13 protein-coding genes, 1 pseudogene and 1 riboswitch are annotated in these 16,713 nt (G+C 67.0%); of the genes and pseudogenes, 8 read left to right on the top strand and 6 right to left on the bottom strand.

Annotated features, from left to right (window positions below; genetic code table 11):
* The first annotated feature begins 162 nt into the window (after positions 1-162).
* The 4 genes from A5636_RS05835 (at position 163) to A5636_RS05820 (ending at position 4,490) form a co-directional block, all read left to right on the top strand.
* Positions 163-969, top strand: coding sequence for an alpha/beta fold hydrolase (locus A5636_RS05835; protein ID WP_065157782.1), 807 nt, complete (start codon positions 163-165; stop codon positions 967-969).
* Positions 970-1,010: 41 nt separating this feature from the next.
* A riboswitch (SAM riboswitch) is annotated at positions 1,011-1,129 on the top strand.
* A 124-nt stretch (positions 1,130-1,253) separates the two neighbouring features.
* Complete coding sequence (locus A5636_RS05830) at positions 1,254-2,606, top strand: bifunctional o-acetylhomoserine/o-acetylserine sulfhydrylase (protein ID WP_065157759.1); 1,353 nt, start codon at positions 1,254-1,256, stop codon at positions 2,604-2,606.
* Positions 2,607-2,616: 10 nt separating this feature from the next.
* A complete protein-coding gene (gene metX / locus A5636_RS05825) occupies positions 2,617-3,762 on the top strand; it encodes a homoserine O-acetyltransferase MetX (protein ID WP_065157758.1) in 1,146 nt (381 codons plus the stop codon).
* Positions 3,759-4,490 (top strand): class I SAM-dependent methyltransferase, encoded by a 732-nt coding sequence (locus A5636_RS05820; RefSeq protein WP_065157757.1) that lies wholly within the window; start codon positions 3,759-3,761, stop codon positions 4,488-4,490. The genes metX and A5636_RS05820 overlap by 4 nt, the downstream gene beginning before the upstream one ends.
* Before the next feature lie 4 nt (positions 4,491-4,494).
* Here the strand turns inward: A5636_RS05820 and A5636_RS05815 are convergent, their stop codons facing one another.
* The 3 genes from A5636_RS05815 to A5636_RS05805 all read right to left on the bottom strand — a co-directional run bounded on the left by A5636_RS05815 (position 4,495) and on the right by A5636_RS05805 (position 6,947).
* Complete coding sequence (locus tag A5636_RS05815; protein WP_065157756.1) at positions 4,495-5,070, bottom strand: carboxymuconolactone decarboxylase family protein; 576 nt, start codon at positions 5,068-5,070, stop codon at positions 4,495-4,497.
* On the bottom strand, positions 5,067-5,378 hold the full coding sequence (locus A5636_RS05810; RefSeq protein ID WP_065157755.1) for a hypothetical protein: 312 nt from the start codon (positions 5,376-5,378) through the stop codon (positions 5,067-5,069). The genes A5636_RS05815 and A5636_RS05810 overlap by 4 nt, the downstream gene beginning before the upstream one ends.
* Positions 5,379-5,510: 132 nt before the next feature.
* Complete coding sequence (locus A5636_RS05805) at positions 5,511-6,947, bottom strand: FAD-dependent oxidoreductase (RefSeq protein ID WP_065157754.1); 1,437 nt, start codon at positions 6,945-6,947, stop codon at positions 5,511-5,513.
* A 246-nt stretch (positions 6,948-7,193) separates the two neighbouring features.
* Here A5636_RS05805 and A5636_RS05800 point away from each other — a divergent pair, with 246 nt between their 5' ends.
* On the top strand, positions 7,194-7,640 hold the full coding sequence (locus A5636_RS05800) for a DUF732 domain-containing protein (protein ID WP_065157781.1): 447 nt from the start codon (positions 7,194-7,196) through the stop codon (positions 7,638-7,640).
* 5 nt (positions 7,641-7,645) lie between these two features.
* Here A5636_RS05800 and A5636_RS05795 read toward each other — a convergent pair whose 3' ends face one another.
* Both A5636_RS05795 and A5636_RS05790 read right to left on the bottom strand, forming a co-directional pair.
* Positions 7,646-7,939: a DUF3017 domain-containing protein gene (locus tag A5636_RS05795; protein WP_065157753.1), complete on the bottom strand. Its 294-nt coding sequence runs from the start codon at positions 7,937-7,939 to the stop codon at positions 7,646-7,648.
* The gene (locus A5636_RS05790; RefSeq protein ID WP_065157752.1) at positions 7,936-8,781 is read right to left on the bottom strand and encodes a bifunctional methylenetetrahydrofolate dehydrogenase/methenyltetrahydrofolate cyclohydrolase; all 846 of its coding nucleotides are present in this window, start codon (positions 8,779-8,781) and stop codon (positions 7,936-7,938) included. Before A5636_RS05790 ends, A5636_RS05795 begins: the two co-directional genes overlap by 4 nt.
* A gap of 56 nt (positions 8,782-8,837) precedes the next feature.
* Between A5636_RS05790 and A5636_RS05785 the strand changes: the two genes are divergently transcribed.
* The 3 genes from A5636_RS05785 to A5636_RS05775 are packed head-to-tail and all read left to right on the top strand — an operon-like array spanning position 8,838 to position 15,222.
* Positions 8,838-10,034 (top strand): NADH:flavin oxidoreductase, encoded by a 1,197-nt coding sequence (locus A5636_RS05785; protein ID WP_065157751.1) that lies wholly within the window; start codon positions 8,838-8,840, stop codon positions 10,032-10,034.
* 30 nt (positions 10,035-10,064) lie between these two features.
* Positions 10,065-12,686 carry an FHA domain-containing protein gene (locus A5636_RS05780; RefSeq protein ID WP_065157750.1) on the top strand — a complete coding sequence of 874 codons (2,622 nt, stop codon included), beginning with the start codon at positions 10,065-10,067 and terminating at the stop codon, positions 12,684-12,686.
* A gap of 28 nt (positions 12,687-12,714) precedes the next feature.
* Positions 12,715-15,222: an ATP-binding cassette domain-containing protein gene (locus A5636_RS05775; protein WP_065157780.1), complete on the top strand. Its 2,508-nt coding sequence runs from the start codon at positions 12,715-12,717 to the stop codon at positions 15,220-15,222.
* Between the two features lie 63 nt (positions 15,223-15,285).
* Here the strand turns inward: A5636_RS05775 and A5636_RS05770 are convergent.
* A pseudogene (locus A5636_RS05770) lies at positions 15,286-16,713 on the bottom strand (PPE family protein); the annotation flags it as partial.

Genomic DNA, 16,713 nt, shown 5'->3' with positions numbered 1-16,713 from the left:
AGCGTGAAGCTGGCTGCACGTTCGGCGACGAGCGGCGCGTTTGGGGCAGGTTGCGATACCGGCGGTACCGCATTTACTGTCGAAATTATGCGAAGTCTGCGTAAGCCTGCATCCGGCGCTGCTACCCGCACGCCCATCCACCTGGGTTCGGGCGAGCCGGTGCTGTTGCTGCACCCCTTCCTCATGTCGCAGACGGTATGGGAGGTGGTTGCCCAGCAACTGGCCGAAACCGGCCGCTACGAGGTTTTCGCCCCGACAATGGCCGGCCACAACGGCGGCCCGCGCGCCGGCACGTATTTTCTGTCCTCTCAGGTCCTGGCCGATCACGTCGAGCAGCAGATGGACGAACTGGGTTGGGACACGGCGCACATCGTCGGCAATTCGCTGGGCGGCTGGGTCGCGTTCGAATTGGAGCGACGCGGCCGCGCGCGCAGTGTCATCGGCATCGCCCCGGCGGGTGGCTGGACCCGCTGGAGCCCGGCCAAGTTCGAGGTGATCGCCAAGTTCATCCTCGGCATTCCGCTGTTGGTGGTCGCTTGGCTGCTGGGACCGCGCGCCTTGCAGATCCCCTTCAGCAGGCATCTGTCCACCTACGCGATCAGTGCGTCGCCCGACGGGGTCAGCGAGCGCGAACTCAGCGTCATCATCGACGACGTCGCGCACTGCCCGGCCTATTTTCAGCTACTGGTCAAAGCGCTGCTGATGCCCGGCCTGCAGGAGCTCGCCGAAAACGCCGTACCGGCGCAGCTCGTTGTCTGTGAGAAGGACCGGGTTGTCCCGGCGCCCAGATTCAGCAAGCACTTCCGCAGCCACCTGCCCGAGGACCACCGGTTCGTTCGGCTCGACAACGTCGGCCATGTGCCTATGTTCGAGGCGCCGGGCCGGGTAACCGAGGTGATTTTGGATTTCCTGGACGAGTGCGTGTCGGCTTCTCGCGCCAATGAGCCCGCGGAGCCGCCCGCCAGCTAGTAATTGGCGGGGATCAGCCGCCATACGATATTCTTCGAATCGGTCATGAGTGCCAGCGTCAAGCCCCGGCTTGCTGGCCGGCAACCCTCCAACCGCGGTGGGGTGCCCCGGGTGATGACCAGGTTGAGTAGCCGCACCGGCTACGCGGCAAGCGCGGGTCCGCCATCAACCGGGCCCCTGAGCTGACAGGGAAACGTGATGCGCTCTTCTCTAACCCACTCGGCTCTTCCCGCTGTGCCTCTCTTCGCCTAACCGCCATTTCCTCATAGCAGAAAGCGACCAGAGTGAGCTCCGAGAACACCGACCCGACCGCGAAGTGGTCCTTCGAAACCAAGCAGATCCACGCGGGCCAGCGACCGGACCCGACCACCAACGCGCGGGCGCTGCCGATCTATCAGACCACGTCGTACACCTTCGACAACGTCGCGCACGCCGCCGCCCTGTTCGGGCTCGCCGAGCCGGGCAACATCTACACCCGCATCGGCAACCCCACCACCGACGTGGTCGAACAGCGCGTCGCCGCACTGGAGGGCGGCGTGGCTGCGTTGTTCCTGTCGTCCGGCCAGGCCGCTGAGACGTTCGCGATCCTGAACCTGGCCGCTGCCGGCGATCACATCGTGTCCAGTCCGCGGTTGTACGGCGGCACGTACAACCTGTTCCACTATTCGCTGCCGAAACTGGGCATCGAGGTCAGCTTCGTGGAGGATCCGGACGACCTTGACTCCTGGCAGGCGGCCGTGCGGCCCAACACCAAGGCGTTCTTCGCCGAGACCATCTCCAACCCGCAGATCGACGTGCTGGACACCCCGGCCGTCGCCGAAGTCGCGCACCGCAACGGGGTGCCGCTGATCGTCGACAACACCATCGCCACGCCGTATCTGATCCAGCCGCTGGCGCAAGGCGCCGACATCGTGGTGCACTCGGCCACCAAGTATCTGGGCGGGCATGGCTCGGCCATCGCAGGTGTCATCGTCGACGGCGGCACCTTCGACTGGACCAACGGCCGTTTCCCCGGTTTCACCACCCCTGACCCGAGCTACCACGGCGTGGTCTACGCCGAGCTGGGGCCGCCCGCGTTCGCGCTCAAGGCCCGGGTGCAGCTGCTGCGTGACCTCGGTTCGGCGGCATCGCCGTTCAACGCATTCCTGGTAGCGCAGGGCCTGGAGACACTGAGCCTGCGGGTGGAGCGCCACGTCGCCAACGCGCAGCGGGTCGCAGAATTCCTGGAAGCCCGCGAGGACGTGCTGTCGGTCAACTACGCCGGACTGCCCAGCTCGCCCTGGCACGAGGTCGCCAAGAAGTTGGCTCCCAAAGGCACCGGCGCGGTGCTGTCCTTCGAGCTGGCCGGTGGCGTGGACGCCGGCAAGGCATTCGTCGACGCGCTCGAGCTGCACAGCCACGTCGCCAACATCGGTGACGTGCGATCGCTGGTGATCCACCCGGCCTCGACCACGCACGCGCAGCTCAGCGCCGCCGAGCAACTGGCCAGCGGGGTCACCCCCGGACTGGTCCGACTCGCCGTCGGCCTGGAGAACATCGACGACATCCTGGCCGACTTGGAGCTTGGTTTCTCGGCTGCCGGGGCATTGACCTCGTCGACCGCCGGGACCGACCCACAGACCGTGGCGGCGTTCTGAGGGCGCCGAGATGACGATCTCCGACGTGCCCACGCAAGCGTTGCCCGCCGAGGGTGAAGTCGGCGTCGTCGACATCGGCGCGCTGCGGCTGGAAAGCGGCGCGGTCCTTGACGACGTCCACATCGCCGTACAGCGCTGGGGCGAGTTGTCGCCGACGCGCGACAACGTGGTGATGGTGCTGCATGCGCTCACCGGCGACTCCCACGTCACCGGGCCCGCCGGACCCGGGCATCCGACGCCCGGCTGGTGGGACGGGGTGGCCGGGCCCGGTGCACCGATCGATACCGATCGTTGGTGTGCGGTGGCCACCAACTCCCTTGGCGGCTGCCGTGGGTCCACCGGCCCGAGTTCGCTTGCCCGCGACGGCAAGCCGTGGGGGTCGAGGTTTCCACACATCACGGTGCGCGATCAGGTGGAGGCCGACATCGCCGCGCTGACCGCACTGGGAATAACGCAAGTGGCCGCCGTTGTTGGCGGGTCCATGGGCGGCGCACGCGCTTTGGAGTGGATCGTCGGGCACCCGGATCGGGTGCGAGCGGGCCTGTTGCTGGCAGTCGGAGCCCGCGCCACCGGGGATCAATTGGGCACCCAGACCACCCAGATCGCGGCCATCAAGGCCGACCCCAACTGGCAGAACGGCGACTACTACGAGACCGGTCGGGCACCCGACGAGGGGCTGAAGATCGCTCGCCGCATCGCGCACCTGACCTACCGCGGTGAGGTGGAGCTGGACCGCCGATTTTCCAACAACCCGCAGCTCGGCGAGGACCCGGCGACCGGCGGCCGCTACGCCGTGCAGAGCTACCTCGAGCATCAGGGCGAGAAGCTGCTGTCGCGCTTCGATGCGGGCAGCTACGTCACCCTGACCGAGGCGCTGAACAGTCACGACGTCGGCCGCGGGCGCGGCGGCGTGCATGCGGCGCTGACCCGGTGCCCGGTCCCGACCGTGGTCGGCGGCATCACCTCCGACCGGCTCTACCCGCTGCGCCTGCAGGACGAGCTGGCTGAGCTGCTGCCCGGCTGCGGCGGAGTGCGTGTGGTCAAGTCCGTCTGCGGCCACGACGGCTTCCTGATCGAGTCCGACGCGGTGGGTGTGCTGATCCGCGAAACCCTCGAATTGGCCGGTGGCTCAGGCGCAGACGGGAGTCCGCGGTGACCCGTTCTCAGCGCGACCGTTCCCTGTCCTTCGGCGCGGCCGCGGCTGCCTACGAGCGAGGCCGTCCGACCTATCCGCCCGAGGCGATCGACTGGCTGTTGCCAGCCGGCGCCACCGAGGTCCTCGACCTCGGCGCGGGAACCGGCAAGCTGACCACGCGGCTGGTGGAGCGGGGCCTGGATGTGGTCGCCGTCGACCCGGTGCCGGAGATGCTGGAGGTGCTCAGCGCGTCGCTGCCGCAGACTCGTGCATTGCTGGGCACGGCGGAAGAAATTCCGTTGCCGGACAACAGCGTCGACGCGGTCCTGGTGGCGCAGGCCTGGCACTGGGTGGATCCGACGCGCGCCATCCCGGAGGTGGCCCGGGTGCTGCGCCCGGGTGGGCGGCTGGGTCTGGTGTGGAACACCCGTGACGAACGGCTCGGCTGGGTGCGCGAACTGGGCGAGATCATCGGTCGCGACGACGACCCCCTACGTGACCGGGCCACACTGCCCGAACCCTTCCACGTGGTGGAGCGCCATCACGTCGAATGGACGAATTACCTTACGCCGCAAGCACTTATCGACCTCGTCGCGTCACGCACCTACTGCATCACCTCGCCCACCGAGGTGCGCACCAAGACGCTGGACAAGGTGCGCAATCTGCTGGCCACCCATCCGGCGCTGGCCAACGCCAACGGTCTCGCGCTGCCCTACATCACGGTGTGCGTGCGGGCGACGCTGTCCTGATCTCTTACCGGTAGCCGCGCTTCAGCAAGTGCTTGGCACCGGCGGTCATCGCGGCCGGCTCGGCGACGGTGAAGTCGAAGGCGTTGGCGAGTCGGTTGGTGACGTTGAAGGCCAGGCAGACCGCGACGGCATCTTTGATCTGCTGCGCGGAGACACCCGCGCCCAGCACCGCGCGGACATCGTCCGCGTCCACGCTGTGCTCTCGGGTGAGCTTGCCGAGCAGGCGCAGCGTTGCCCGCAGCGGCTCCTCGATTTGCGCCGCATCCAGATCAGCAAGGGCGGCAGCCACTTTCGCGTCGTCGCGGTACCACAGGCTGGAGGTGGCGGTGTGCGCCGCGATGCAGAACGGACATTCGTTGACCAACGAGACGTACGCGGCCATCAATTCACGATCCCCGATCGACCAGTCGGAGGGGCCGCGCATCGCCTCATGAGTCAAAGGCCCAGCGCCGCAGAAGTCGCGTCGGTAGAACGCCAATTTGACGGCGTCCACCACCGGTTGCCGCGAGACCAGCCGGATCACGCCGAACAAAGCCTTTGTGGACAACGGATGACCGCGGTCGAGGACACCGAGCCTCATAGGTCGGCTCCAGTGGCCTCGACGAGCGCGGACAGCGCGCTGCGGTACTGCCGGTACGCTTGGCCGACGGCCGCGCAGACCACCACTTCGAATACCTGGTCCTCGCTGAGCCCCGCGGCCCGCACGGCCGCGACGTCCTCGTCGGTGACGTCATAAGAGCGGTAGGCGACCTTGTCGATCAAGGTCCGTATCGGCTCGTCGAGGCCGGCATTGTCGAATGCCGCGCGGCGCAGCGCGGGCGGTGCTGTTGCATCGCTGTCGAGTATACGGGCTACGAGGTTGCTGTTCAGTCGGTCGACATCACCCATGGTTCAGGCTCCCTTCTACGAGTGCGCCATATTTCGTCCTCTACTGATGACGAACGAGGATGCGCACATTCGACAGGGATATTCAGCGCGCGGGCGCCGACAGCGAGAGCGGGTGGTCCCTTTGGACAGTACTCAGAAGCTGAGGCCCGAATACATCAGTCCGTCTGGGTCGTAGCGTTGCCGCACGGTAGTCAGTTGCGCGAGGTTCGACCCGAAATAGCGCGAGGCCTGGGTGTTGGGTTCCAGGTAATTGACGTAGCCGCCCGCCGAAAACTGTTGCACCGTCTGGTGCGCGGTGGCTACCCAGGTACTGGCGGTGGACGTCTGTCCGTTCCCGGTCTCGACGTACCACTGCGCGACGGCCGAATGCCGCCGCCACGGAAACGCCGATGCCGCGGGATCCACATCGCCGACGGCGCCGCTGAGCGTGTCCACGATCACCGAGGCGCGGCCGCCGGCCGGCGGGTACTTCCCGATCGCCGCGACGATTGCCTGCGCGGCATTCGAGCTCATGGTGCCGATCACGTCGGAGCCCGCCACAAAGCCTCGCGGTGAACTCGCCGAACTGCCACCCGCCAGATAATTGACCAGGTCCATGCGGCTCAGCGTCTTGTGTTCGGTGGCGGTGGGCTGCACCCCCACCGCTGCCTTGATCGCATCTGCCACCGCTGGGCCGGAACCCGCCGGACAGGTCGCCAGGACATGGCATTCGCCCTGCGTCCCGTTCACGGACAGATCAACCAGCCCCCAGGTGTTCCGGTCAGCCTGGGCCAGCCACGTCTGCCACCCCGTGAGCACCTGCGGCGCAGCCGTCGGCGCGAAAACGACGCGCACCACATCGGAGTCGGAGGTGGCGAAGGTGTTGAACGTCAGAGACGTGGTGACCCCGAAGTTGCCGCCACCCCCGCCGCGCAGCCCCCAGAACAGGTCGGGGTGTTCGTCGGCGGATGCGGTGACCGTCTGGCCGCTGGGCAGCACGACCGTTGCCGACCGCAGAGCGTCACAGGTCAGGCCCGCGTGGCGGGAATCGGCGCCCATCCCGCCGCCCAGAGTCAGCCCCGCCACCCCGACGGTGGGGCAACTGCCGGTGGGTATGGCCCGTCCGGCGCCGGCCAGAGCCTGCTGCACGGCGTACAGATCGGTCCCGGCCGGCACCGTGACCGTGCCCGCGGCGCTGTTTACATTCACCCCGCCGGTCAGGCCGCGCAGGTCGAGCACCATGGTGCCGTTGGCAGTCGACGCACCGATATAAGAGTGTCCACCACCGCGCGGGGCGATCTTGAGCTTGTTGGCCGCCGCGAAGGCGACGGCCTTCTCCACATCGGCCTGGGTCGTGACGACGACGACCGCCGCAGGGCTCGAGGTGTTGTAGATCGAATTGAATATCTGTTTGCCAGCGCTGAAGCCGGCGTCGCTGGGCAGCAGCACTTTGCCGCCGATCGAGGAGGCCAGGCCGCCCCAGGCACCGGTCGGTTCCGCCCGGACCAGCGCTGCCGGGAACAGGGCCGAGGTCGCCACCACTCCGGCCGCGCCGCGTAGAAAGGCCTGGCGAGAGATCATGAGCCGCATTGTTAACCGCCGCAGTGGCCGAATGGGTTGTTCGCCGACGTGTCGCGACACAGCGTGACGCGATCGTGTTCTTGGCCGTGACTGCCGTTAATCGACGCTGGGTTTGCTGGCTAATTACAAACGCCTGGCACGTCAAACCTTTATGTCATCGTGTCCTGAATGAGACCGCCGTGGACGAAGGTTCATAGCGTCACTGGAGTGCCACTGGAAGTCCTGGGTGCTCTCAACACATATGAGGGAGCACAGATGAAGCCATGGCGTCACCAGCCACTGACCGTTCGCCTACTGGCGGGAACCGCGGGCCTGCTTACTGCGGCCGCGGCGTTAGCCGCCCCCGCCGAGGCCAGCCCCGTCGACGACGCATTCATCACCGCGTTGTCCAATGCCGGGGTCAACTACGGTGACCCGCTGAACGCGGAAGCCCTGGGTCACTCCGTCTGTCCGATGCTTGCCCAGCCCGGCGGGAATTTCGCCGCGGCCGCATCGCGCGTCGGGGGTAACGGCATGTCGCCGGAAATGGCCAGCATGTTCACCACCATCGCGATTCAGATGTACTGCCCGTCGGTGATGGCCGACGTCGCGAGCGGCAAGATCCCGGGCGGTCTGCAGCAGATACCGGGCATGGCGGGCATTCCGGGGATGGAGGGCATTCCGGGGATGGCGGGCATTCCGGGCCTGCCGGCCGGGTTCTAGCCCAGCTAGCCCGTCCCGAGCGGGTCGATCGTCCACGCCACATAGACCATCGCGGCGGCGACCGCCGCCGTGGTGAGCAGGTCGGTGCCTCGGCTGCGCACCACCAGCAGGCCGGCGCGCTCGTCGGGCAGGGCCAACCGCAATACGGCAGCCACACCGACACCGATGCCGATCAGCAACGCCCCCCGACGCCAGAAGTTGGCGCCGGCCAACACGAACGCCACCAGGAAAATCATCCCGACGAGCAGGATCGGCCATTGGGCGCGGACCACCCGCCCCAGAATGGCCCGCACCGTCATTGCTGTTCGGCCAACTCGACGACGTTGGTGAGCAAGAAGGCACGGGTCAGCGGCCCCACGCCGCCCGGGTTGGGTGACACGTGGCCGGCGACGTCCCACACGTCTGGATGCACGTCCCCGGTGAGCTTGCCGTCTACCCGGCTGACACCCACGTCGACGACGGCGGCGCCGGGACGGACCATGTCGGCGGTCAGCAGGTGCGGCACCCCCACCGCGGCCACGATGATGTCGGCCTGCCGGGTGAGGGCGGGCAGGTCGCGAGTCTTGGTGTGGCACAACGTAACCGTGGCGTTCTCGGAGCGGCGGGTGAGCAACAGGCCGAGCGGCCGGCCCACCGTCACACCGCGGCCGATGACCACCACGTGCGCACCGGCGATCTCGATGTCGTAGCGCCGCAGCAGGTGCACGATGCCGCGCGGGGTGCAGGGCAGTGACGCCGGGGTGTTCAACACCAGCCGACCCAGGTTGGTCGGATGCAGCCCGTCGGCGTCCTTGTCGGGATCGACGCGCTCCAGAGCAGCGTTCTCATCCAACTGCTTGGGCAGCGGCAACTGCACGATGTATCCGGTGCACTCGGGGTTGGCGTTCAGTTCGTCGATGGTCTCGTTGAGCGTGGCGGTGGAGATGTCGGCAGGCAGGTCGCGGCGGATGGACGTGATGCCGACTTTCGCGCAGTCGGCGTGCTTGCCGCGCACATAAGCCTGCGACCCCGGGTCGTCCCCGACCAGGATGGTGCCCAGGCCGGGTGTGCGGCCCGCCTCGGTCAATGCGGTTACCCGTTGCTTGAGGTCGACGAAGATTTCGTCCCGGGTGGCCTTGCCGTCCAGCGTGATAGCGCCCACGTCAGACAGTCTGACACGCCCGCACGAAACGACGGTGAGCCGCTAGGCTCCCTGTTATGTCGGCTGCCCCAGACGTGTTCAGCTCGGCCAAGCTCGGGCCGCTGACGCTGCGCAACCGGATCATCAAAGCCGCCACGTTCGAAGCCCGGACGCCGGACGCGCTGGTAACCGACGACCTCATCGAATACCACCGGCTGCCCGCCGCGGGCGGTGTCGGGATGACCACCGTCGCGTACTGCGCGGTCTCCCCCGGCGGCCGCACCGAGGGCAACGGGCTCTGGATGCGTCCGGAGGCGGTGCCCGGCCTGCGCCGGCTCACCGACGCCATCCACGCCGAGGGCGCGGCGGTCAGCGCCCAAATCGGCCACGCCGGGCCGGTGGCCAACGCCAAGTCCAACAAGGCCACCGCCCTGGCACCGGTGCGCTTCTTCAATCCGATCGGGATGCGATTCGCGCGGAAGGCCAACCGCGACGACATCGACGACGTGCTGGCCGACCATGCCAAGGCCGCTCGTTTCGCCGTGGAAGCCGGTTTCGACGCCGTCGAAATCCACCTGGGGCACAACTATTTCGCCAGTTCGTTCCTCAGTCCGCTGATCAACCGCCGGACCGACGAGTTCGGCGGCTCGCTGGCCAACCGGGCCAAGGTGGCCCGCGGGTTGGTGATGGCCGTGCGTCGCGCCGTCGACCAGGGACCGCGACAGATCGCGGTGACGGCGAAACTCAACATGTCGGACGGTGTCCGTGGAGGCATCAGCACCGACGAGGCCGTGACCACCGCCAAATGGCTCGAGGAGGACGGCGGCCTGGACGCAATAGAACTCACCGCCGGCAGCTCCTTGGTCAATCCGATGTACCTGTTCCGCGGCGACGCGCCGGTCAAGCAGTTCGCGGGCGCGTTCAAACCGCCTGTGCGCTGGGGGATGCGCATGACCGGCAAGAAATTCCTGCGCGAATACCCTTACCGCGAGGCATACCTGCTGCGGGAAGCCAAGTTGTTCCGGGCCGAATTGTCGCTGCCACTGATCCTGCTCGGTGGGATCACCAACCGGGAGACGATGGACCTGGCCATGGCAGAGGGGTTCCAGTTCGTCGCGATGGCTCGCGCGCTACTGGCCGAGCCCGACCTGGTCAACCGCATCGCTGCCGACGGTGCGCACACCCGATCGGTGTGCACGCACTGCAATCAGTGCATGCCCACCATCTACAGCCGCACCCACTGCGTGGTCACTGGCGCGCCTGACAAGCAGTAACCACGGCTCGACCGGCTAAAGTTGTCAGCGATGCCCCCACCCGCCCCGCCAACGCTGACCGTTCGACACGACGGGTCGGAACGCACCTTCGCCGCGGGCCACGACGTGGTCGTTGGCCGTGATCTGCGCGCCGACCTGCGCATTACCCATCCACTGATCTCGCGTGCCCACCTACTGTTGCGTTTCGATCAGGGCCGCTGGCTGGCGATCGACAACAATTCCCTGAACGGCACCTATACCAACGGTCGCCGAGTCCCAGTGGTCGACATCAACGACGGCCAGACGGTCAATATCGGAAACCCGGACGGGCCGCGGCTGACTTTCGAGGTGGGACGGCACCGGGGTCCCGCCGGTCGTCCCCCGCAAACCGAGTCGTTACCCGTCATCCAGCCGGTCGCGCCGGGAGGGCCGGGCGGGCCTCCTCCCCCGCCACCGCCGCCCGGGCGGCAACCGGCCTGGGCCGGCCCGCCGCAGAGCCGGCCGCTTCCCAGCGGACCGCCGCCACCGTCGCCGGGGCAACCGATGTACCCCAGCAGCGGCGCGCCCTGGGCGCCGCCGGGCTACCCGGTCAGCGGACCCCCGCCGTCGTCGCCGAACTTCGCTCCTGCCCCGCCCAGGTCGGCACCGCGCAACCCGATGCCGCCCGCGGCGATCACCAAGCCGCCCGAGCAGGGAAACATCGCCACCAAGATGTTCCAGGCCCTGCTGACCCGGACCGGGGCGCACGAGATCCCGTCGAACTCCGTCACCATAGGGCGTTCCACCGACAACGACATCGTCATCCAGGACGTCTTGGCGTCGCGCCATCACGCGTTTCTGACCCTGACGCCGCTGGGTGCGGAGATCCGCGACAACAACAGCGTCAACGGCACGTTCGTCAACGGGGTCAGGGTCGGGTCGGCGATCCTGACCGAGGGCGACCAGGTCACCATCGGCAACGTCGACCTGGTCTTCACCGGCGGGACGCTGGTCCGTCGCACCGCGGTGGCCTCGCGTACCGGCGGCCTGGAGGTCAACTCGGTCACGTTCACCGTGGAGGGCGGCAAGCAGCTGCTCGACCACATCTCGCTGACCGCGCGCCCGGGCACCCTGACCGCCATCATCGGCGGATCCGGTGCCGGCAAGTCCACGCTGTCGCGCCTGATCGCCGGGTACACCAGCCCCAGCACCGGCAACGTCACCTTCGAGGGCCACGACATCCATGCCGAGTACGCGTCGTTACGAAGCCGAGTCGGCATGGTCCCGCAGGACGACGTGGTGCACCGTCAGCTGACCGTCAACCAGGCACTCGGGTATGCCGCCGAACTGCGGTTGCCCCCCGACACCAGCAAGGCCGACCGAGCCCAGGTGGTCGCCCAGGTCCTCGAAGAACTCGAGCTGACCAAGCATGCGGACACCCGCGTCGACAAGCTGTCCGGCGGCCAGCGCAAACGCGCGTCGGTGGCGTTGGAGCTGCTGACCGGCCCGTCGCTGCTGATCCTGGACGAACCGACCTCGGGTCTGGACCCGGCGCTGGACCGCCAGGTGATGATGATGCTGCGCCAGCTCGCCGACGCCGGCCGCGTGGTGCTGGTGGTCACCCACTCGGTGTCGTACCTGGACGTGTGCGACCAGATCCTGCTGCTGGCTCCCGGCGGCAAGACCGCGTTCCTGGGCGCGCCCGACCAGATCGGCGAGGCAATGGGCACCACCAACTGGGCCGACATCTTCACCAAGGTGGGTGCCGACCCGGACGAGGCCAATCGCCGGTTCCTGGAAGGGAACCGGTCCGGACAGGACCGTCCGTCCGTAGCCAGCCAAGCCGCCGACCTCGGCGAACCGGTGCACAACAGCGGGCTTCGACAGTTCTCCACGATCTCCCGCCGACAAGTGCGGCTGGTGATTTCGGACCGCGGGTATACCGTCTTCCTGGCGTTGCTGCCGTTCCTCATCGGAGTTCTGACCCTGACGGTGCGCGGCAAGACCGGCTTCGACATGGCCGATCCACTCAGCAGCGCGCCCAACCAACCTGGCCAGATCCTGGTCATGCTCAACGTGGGCGCGGTCTTCATGGGTACCGCGCTGACCATCCGCGACCTCGTCGGGGAGCGTCCCATCTTCAAGCGTGAACAGGCGGTCGGCCTGTCCACCGGCGCCTATCTGGCCGCCAAGATCGTGGTGTTCTGCGCGTTCGCGACCATGCAGGCCGCCATCTCCACCACCATCGCCGTAATCGGCTGGGGCAAGCCGCTGTCGGGTCCTGTGCTGTTGTTCGATGTCCGGTTCGAGCTGTTCGTCACCGTGGCGGCGACCTGTGTGACGTCGGCGATTCTCGGCATGGCGCTGTCGGCGATCGCCAAATCTCAGGACCAGATCATGCCACTGCTGGTGACCGCGATCATGTCGCAGCTGGTGTTCTCCGGCGGCATGATCTGGGTGACGAACCGCACCGGCTTGGACCAATTGTCCTGGGCCACACCGGCGCGGTGGGGCTACGCGGCCGCGTCGTCGACCATCGACACCCACCGCCTCACCCCCGGGCCGACCGACCCGAAAGACCAGCATTGGAACCACACCAAGAGCGCCTGGCTGTTCGACATGGCGATGCTGGCATTGCTGTGCCTCGTCTACAGCACGATCGTGTGGTGGAGGATTCGGCTAAAGCGCCGGTAAGGGAGGGTCTCGGCTTTAGGGTGTGCTGATGAACCCAAACCCGCCGCCGGTCTTGACAGTTCGGTCCCCACGCTCACACCGCGACTTCGCGGCAGGCCCAGATGTGGTGGTGGGCAGTGACCTTCGCGCCGACCTGCGAGTCGCGCACCCGCTGGTGGCCCGCGCCCACCTGCTGCTCCGCTTCGACCAGGGTCGCTGGGTGGCCATCGACAATGCCTCGCAGAACGGAATCTTCGTCAACGGCAAACGCGTTCCGGGAGTGGACATCCAGGACGGTCATGCCGTCAACCTCGGTAGTCCGGACGGGCCGCGCCTCGCCTTCGAGGTGGGCCACCAGCACGGCAACATCGGCGTGCTGCCGCCGACCGAGCGGCTGCCGGTCATCGCAGCGCCCGACGGATCGCCGAGCGGTCGGCCGCCCGCACCGCCGGTCCGCCGCCCGACGCATCCCGACGACGTACAACGCACCACCGCCATCCCGACCATCGCGCCGCCCCCCGCCGCCCGGGCGGCCCGCCAGCCGCAGCCAGCACCGCTTCCCCCGACCCGCACACCCGACGACACGGTCTCGCAACTCGCGACGGGCACAATCAAAGCCCCGACGGTCGGATCCGGGCAGGCACCGCGGTCGAACTCGGCGCGTATCGGCCGGGCACTGGACAACGACATCGTCATTCCCGACGTACTGGCGTCGCGGTACCACGCGGCACTCGCCCCGACGCCGGTCGGCACCGAGATCCGCGACCTGGGCACCATTAACGGGACGTTCGTCAACGGCATCCGGGTCGGGTCGGCAATCCTGTCCGAAGGCGACGTGGTCACCATCGGCAATGTGGACCTGGCGTTCGCCGACGGCATCCTGGTGCGCCGTACCGAGGCCGCGACCCGCACCGGCGGACTCGAGGTACGCGACATCGTCTTCACCATCAACGACAACCGTCTGCTGGACAACGTGGCGATGACCGCGCGACCCGGGACGCTGACCGCGATCATCGGCGGGTCCGGCGCCGGCAAGAGCACGCTGTCCCGGCTCATCGCCGGGTACACCACTCCCAGCTCCGGCACGGTGACCTTCGAGGGCCACGATATTCATCAGCAGTACGCGTCGCTGCGCAGCCGGATCGGCATGGTGCCGCAGGACGACGTCGTGCACCGGCAGCTGACGGTCAACCAGGCGCTGAGCTATGCGGCGGAATTGCGCTTGCCGCCTGACACCAGCAAAGAGGACCGGGCGCAGGTGGTGGCCCAGGTGCTCGACGAACTCGGGCTCACCAAACACGCCGACACCCGGGTGGACAACCTGTCCGGCGGCCAGCGCAAACGGGCGTCGGTGGCGCTGGAACTGCTCACCGGACCGTCCCTGCTGATTCTCGACGAGCCGACGTCCGGGCTGGACCCGGCGCTGGACCTGCAGGTCATGACGATGCTGCGGCAACTGGCCGACGCGGGCCGGGTGGTGCTGGTGGTCACCCACTCACTGACCTACCTGGATGTGTGTGACCAGGTGCTGCTCATGGCGCCGGGCGGCAAGACGGCGTACCTGGGTCCGCCGGATCAGATCGGCGACGTGATGGGCACGACCAACTGGGCGCACATTTTCGCCAAGGTGGGCGCGGACCCCGAGGAGGCCAACCGACGCTTCCTGGCGCAGAAGGAGCCGTCACCGACCGCCCCGGAACCGGCCCCGGGCGACCTGGGTGCGCCCGCGCACACCAGTGTGCGCCGACAGTTCTCCACGATCACCCGCCGGCAGGTGCGGCTGGTGGTCGCCGACCGCGCCTACTTTGTCTTTCTGGCGGTACTGCCGTTCATCCTGGGCGCGCTGTCGCTGACCGTGCCGGGCGACAGCGGATTCCGGATGGCGTCCCCGACCAGCAATACGCCTGACGAGGCCGCCCAGATCCTGACGCTGCTGTCGATTGCCGCGGTTTTCATGGGTACCGCGCTGACCATCCGCGACCTGATCGGTGAGCGTGCGATTTTCAAACGCGAGCAGGCCGTCGGCCTTTCGACGTGGGCATATCTCGGTGCCAAGCTGACGGTGTTCTTCGTGTTCGCGGTGCTGCAGGCCGCGATCACCACCGCCATCGTGATCGTGGGCAAGGGCGCTCCCAGCCAGAAGGCGCTGGTGCTGGGCAATCCGAGTTTCGAACTGTTCACCACCGTGGCCGCGACGTGTGTGGCCTCGGCGATTCTGGGGCTGGTGTTGTCAGCGATCGCCCGGTCGAACGAGCAGATCATGCCGCTGCTGGTGGTGTCGCTGATGCTGCAGCTGGTGCTTGCCGGGGGAATGATCCCGGTGACCGACCGGATCTTCCTCGACCAGATGTCCTGGCTGATCCCAGCGCGCTGGGGTTATGCGGCATCGGCGGCGACGGTGAATCTGCGCGAGCTGGTGCCGGGTTCGCTGAGCCCGGAAGACAGTCACTGGGCCCACACCCCCAGGGCCTGGCTGTTCGACATGGGCATGCTGGCGGTGCTCTCGGTGGTGTACTCCGGCATTGTGTGGTGGCGCATCCGCCTCAAGCGCCACTGAACCGCCCGGCGCGGCTCGTCGGGTGCGCGGAGACAACGAGCACCCAGACGCCGCCTCGGGCGGCTACGGCCCCGTGCCCTGGAACAAGAAGCCGGCCAGTTGCCTGCCGAAATTCCCGACGCCCGAATTGAAGGCGGAGGCTATGAGGTTGAGGTCGAGGATGCCGGTGTTGAACAGGCCCGAGAGTCCGGCGCCGCTATTGAGCACACCGGACTCGAGCGTGCCGAAGTTGAAGTAGCCCGAGACTGCGCCTAGCAGGGAAGTCGGAGCTTGGTTCAGCAGGCCCGTCACGCCGTGGCCGAAGTTCATGATGCCTGATACGCCACCACCGCCGCTGTTGAAGAAGCCCGATGACGGCACGGTAGTCGCGTTGCCGAAGCCCGGGACCGGAGGGATGACCAACCCGGTGATGACGGGACCGAGGAGGGCGTCGATGTCGAGCACCACCGGGATTCGGTCGATGGTGATCTCTGGGGGGAAGCCGAAGGCGGGTGTGGCGCCGGACAACGCGAGGCCTAGCGGGAATTTGGGAATTGCGATTTCGGGACTGACGAACGGTCCGATGGTCACCGACAGCGGCAGCTCGATATGGATGGGTTCGACGGGAATGCTGAACCCCGGGATCGTCAATTCCGGTATCAGGGTGGTCAAGCCAAGTGAACTCAACGGCAAGGTGAACGGCAGAATCTGACTGCCCGGCGTTTGAATCGCGCTGACCGGGACGTCGATAAAGCCCAGCAGCTTGATGCTGAATGGATCGATGATGGAACCGGAGCTGAACATCGGGCCAACCGTGATACCGCTCGCGGGGTCGAGGCCCAGGGATGGAAATGCGATGTCCTCGATCGTGATCGGGCCTAGGTCGAAGATCGGGTTGATGGCTACCGTGATCGGGGAAATGGACATGGAGGGGATGGTGAAGCCACCGAATGCGCCGGTGGCGGCGAAGTCCAGGGGGATCGCGGGGAAATGGATTGACGGGATGGTCACCGGACCGGCGCCGCCGGACGCGTGGACGTTGGCGATGTTGAATTGGGGAATGATGGCGTTGGTGTAGGAGAAGGCGGTTAGGCCTTGGTAGTCGCCTCGCCATAAGGCGCCGTTGCTGTAGTTGCCCGAGATGAGGGCGCCGGTGTTGACGTTGCCGGAGTTGGCCAGCCCGGTATTGGTGTCACCGGTGTTCAACCAGCCCGTGTTGACACTGCCCGGGTTGAAATCGCCGGTATTGGCATCACCGGCATTGAAACTACCGGTGTTGTAACTGCCCGCATTCATCAACCCCGTGTTGAAACCACCCGCATTGAACACACCAGTACTCGCCACCCCCGAATTACCCACACCCGTGTTATAACTCCCCGAATTGAACAACCCCCAGTTCCCCGTACCAGAATTAAAGAACCCCACATTCCCGGTACCCGAATTGAACAACCCCACATTACCGCTACCCGTATTAAAAGCACCAAACCCCGTCAGATTGTCCCCCGACAACCC

Source organism: Mycobacterium asiaticum, assembly GCF_001673315.1.
GTDB lineage: Bacteria > Actinomycetota > Actinomycetes > Mycobacteriales > Mycobacteriaceae > Mycobacterium > Mycobacterium asiaticum_B.
The sequence above is the reverse complement of the archived record's forward strand: the minus strand, read 5'-3'. Positions and strand labels throughout refer to the sequence as shown.

What these genes read in the sequence shown, in the direction of transcription:
- A5636_RS05815 (WP_065157756.1), bottom strand. Translation starts at nt 5,070, where the DNA reads ATGAGGCTCGGTGTCCTCGACCGCGGTCATCCGTTGTCCACAAAGGCT.
- A5636_RS05810 (WP_065157755.1), bottom strand. Translation starts at nt 5,378, where the DNA reads ATGGGTGATGTCGACCGACTGAACAGCAACCTCGTAGCCCGTATACTC.
- A5636_RS05785 (WP_065157751.1), top strand. Translation starts at nt 8,838, where the DNA reads ATGTCGGCTGCCCCAGACGTGTTCAGCTCGGCCAAGCTCGGGCCGCTG.
- A5636_RS05795 (WP_065157753.1), bottom strand. Translation starts at nt 7,939, where the DNA reads ATGACGGTGCGGGCCATTCTGGGGCGGGTGGTCCGCGCCCAATGGCCG.
- A5636_RS05800 (WP_065157781.1), top strand. Translation starts at nt 7,194, where the DNA reads ATGAAGCCATGGCGTCACCAGCCACTGACCGTTCGCCTACTGGCGGGA.
- A5636_RS05780 (WP_065157750.1), top strand. Translation starts at nt 10,065, where the DNA reads ATGCCCCCACCCGCCCCGCCAACGCTGACCGTTCGACACGACGGGTCG.
- metX (WP_065157758.1), top strand. Translation starts at nt 2,617, where the DNA reads ATGACGATCTCCGACGTGCCCACGCAAGCGTTGCCCGCCGAGGGTGAA.
- A5636_RS05805 (WP_065157754.1), bottom strand. Translation starts at nt 6,947, where the DNA reads ATGCGGCTCATGATCTCTCGCCAGGCCTTTCTACGCGGCGCGGCCGGA.
- A5636_RS05775 (WP_065157780.1), top strand. Translation starts at nt 12,715, where the DNA reads ATGAACCCAAACCCGCCGCCGGTCTTGACAGTTCGGTCCCCACGCTCA.